Origin of the sequence: Neochlamydia sp. EPS4 (genome assembly GCF_000813665.1) — a bacterium.
GTDB lineage: Bacteria > Chlamydiota > Chlamydiia > Chlamydiales > Parachlamydiaceae > Neochlamydia.
Genome location: NZ_JSDQ01000081.1, coordinates 1 through 3364, shown reverse-complemented (window position 1 = coordinate 3364; position 3364 = coordinate 1). Strand labels below are relative to the sequence as shown.

General features: G+C 36.0%; 1 protein-coding gene. It reads right to left on the bottom strand.

Annotated elements, in window-relative coordinates:
- A partial coding sequence (locus DB42_RS10610; protein ID WP_155117482.1) for a tetratricopeptide repeat protein occupies positions 1 to 3364 on the bottom strand: 3364 nt, incomplete at both ends.

Below are 3364 nucleotides of genomic sequence, written 5' to 3'. Positions count from 1 at the left end.
CCTGTTCTAAATTGCCCTGATGTTGGTAAAATTGGCCTAAATTGTTGTAAGAGATTGCTACATCATGATGATTTTCATCGAAAAACTTAAGACGAATGGCAAGGGCTTTGCTGCTATGCTCAATTGCCAATCCTAAATTTCCTTGCTTTTGGTAGCCTGCTCCCAGGTTATCGTAATAAATTGCCACAGCAGGATGAGTTTCACCAAAAAGCTTGAGGGTAATGACAAGAGCTTTCTTAGTATATTCTAACGCCTGTTCTAAATTGCCCTGATGTTGGTAAAATTGGCCTAAATTGTTGTAAGAGTTTGCTACAGTAGGATGATTTTCACCAAAAAGCTTAAGGCGAATGGCAAGGGCTTTGCTGCTATGCTCAATTGCCAGTCCTAAATTTCCTTGATTTTGGTAGCCTACTCCCAGGTTATTGTAACAAATTGCTACATCAGGATGATTATCACCAAAAAGCTTGAGGGTAATGACAAGAGCTTTCTTAGTATATTCTAACGCCTGTTCTAAATTGCCCTGTTCTTGGTAAATTTGGCCTAAATTATTTTGAGAGATTGCCACAGCAGGATGATTTTCACCAAAAAGCTTAAGGAAAATGGCAACAGCTTTCTTGATATGTTTAACCGCCTTTTTGAAATTGCCTTGCTCTTTGTAAATTTGGCCTAAATTATTGTAAAAGGTTGCCACAGTAGGATGGTTTTCACCAAAAAGCTTAAGGTCAATGGCAATGGCATTCTTAGTATATCCTACCGCATGTTCTAAATTGCCCTGCTCTTTGTAAATTTGGCCTAAATTATTGTAAGAGGTTGCCACACCATGATGATTTTCACCAAAAAGCTTAAGCTTAATGGCAAGAGCTTTCTTAGAATATTCCATCGCTTTTTTTAGATTACCCTGATCTTGGTAAATTTGGCCTAAGTTATTGTAAGAGGCTGCCACCTTAGGATGGTTTTCGCCAAAAAGCTTAAGTAAAATGGCAAGGGCTTTGTTAGTATATTCTACCGCCTGTTCTAAATTACCTTGCTCTTTGTAAATTTGGCCTAAATTATTGTAAGAAGTTGCCACATTAGGATGGTTTTCACCAAAAAGCTTAAGGTTAATGGCAAGAGCTTTTTTAGTATATTCAACCGCCTGTTCTAAATTACCTTGTTCTTCGTAAATCTGGCCCAAATTGTTTTGAGTGGTTGCCACAGCAGGATGATTATCACCAAAAAGCTTAAGGTTAATGGCAAGAGCTTTTTTAGTATATTCAACCGCCTGTTCTAAATTACCTTGTTCTTCGTAAATCTGGCCCAAATTATTTTGAATTGTTGCCACAGCAGGATGATTTTCACCAAAAAGCTTAAGGAAAATGGTAAGAGCTTTCATGCTATGCTCAACTGCTTTTATTAAATTCCCTTGGTCTCGGTAGAGCAATCCCAAATTAGTGTGATGTATTGCTATATTATGATGATTATCACCAAATAACTTAATGGTAATGATCTCCGCTTTTTTTATATATTCAGCTGTTTTTGCCAAATTTCCTTGTTCATTATAAATTGCTCCTAAGTTATTGTACATAACTGCCATATCAGAATGATTTTCACCCAAAATCTTTCTTTTAATATCTAGCGCTTTGTGTGAATACTCAATTGCTTGTGCCAAATTTCCTTGTTCATTATAAATTGCTCCTAAAATGCTGTAACTATTTGCTATGCTGGGATGATTGTCACCCAAAAGCTCCCTTTTAATATCCAGCGCTTTGTGTAAATGCTCAATTGCTTTTACTGAATTGCCTTGTTTTTGGTAAATGAAACCTAAATTGTTATGATAGCTTACTATATTAGGATTGATTTTATCGCCAGGATTTTGATCAATAGTCAGTGCTTGTTGAATATATTTAGCTGCTTTATTTAAGTTTCCTTTTTTAGCATAAATGATCCCAAGAGTATTAAATATTTTAGAATTTTTTAAATCAGCTTTTTTTGCTCGGCAATACCACTTTCTTGCTTTATCCAGTTGAGAAAGTCTTAGAGCTATGTCTCCTCGAGTTTGGTATGAAGCATCATTTAATTCTGAAGATTGAAGCGTTTCTTCATTGCCAGCTAAAAAATCTTGAAGAGCTTGATAGAAAGGAATAAAGATACGATAAATTTTTTTTATCTTTTTTAGTGCTATAGGATCTAAAGCAAACTGCTTTTGAATAAGTATAGGTTCTTCAAACCCAAAAGGCTTAATGAGAGGATTCATTATTTCCTTTTGGGCTTGATAATGAAAGTAGGTTTCAAGACGCATAAATAAAGCTATGCTTATCCAATCTTTTAACTTTTCACCTGCACCTTTTGTAAGAATGCCTTGGTTATTTAACCTATCAATCCTTGAAAACGTATTAGGGGGCGCCCCTTTTTGAAGAAGAGATAGTCGGTCTAACGCAAGATGAGGGAATCGATAAAGGTCATTCTTTACTTTAAACAGCATACCCTGTTTGCTTAATTCGTGTAGTTCTGGATTGAAATTTACCTTATCATCCTGAAATAAATGTTGTTTGGCTAAGTATTGACGAAGGGTAACGTCCTCTTGATAAGGGGAATTAAGTACTTTTTCAATTTTTTGCTGATACTGGCCAATTAATTCCAAATTGCCTAGCAAAGGAGTAAATGTTAGAAGCTCCATGGGAAGATGCGGCTCTTTTTTATGCCACCACTGGCCTTTTTCATCTTTACCAATGTATTGCGCCATTTTCTCAGGCGTTTGAATAAGCTCAAATGTTTGGCGATTGCCAAAAGGAGTTTTACAGCCTTTTCCTTCCACTCCTTCACCATCGAAGGCAAAACCTCTGGGCGTAACGCTATCGAAAAAATCAACCTCTTTTATGCAGGGAATATTTAAAGCAGGTAGGATTGTCTCTCCTAAGTTGATCACTTTTAAGTGAAGAAGAGTTGTTAGACTTCTGAAATAATCTCTGTTTCCAAAAGTGTCTTCTTGGATAAGAATGCCAAACTCTAAATCTGAGTAAGGTGTCATCTCTTCTCTTGCTAAAGAACCAAAGCCTATCATTGCATATTCGCAAGGCGCAACTTCTAAAACCTCTTGCGTCTGATCTACTAAAGTCTTAAAGAAAGTTTTTATCCTCCGAGCAATCTCGCTGTAAAGCTCTCTGACTTCCTCTGGTGAAGGATTTGGACGGATAAGTTGAATTTTTTTCTCTATTTCCTTTCTAAACTTTTTTAACTCTCCGCGATTGCTTTCAAATTGTTCTTCTATTAAGGACAATTCTAAAGCTTTTCCTTGGCAAGCCTTACTGAGTATAATTTCGACTTTTGATAGCTTTTCTTTAATACTTTTCTGTTTGTCTAAAGATGAATTATGTAAGGCATAATT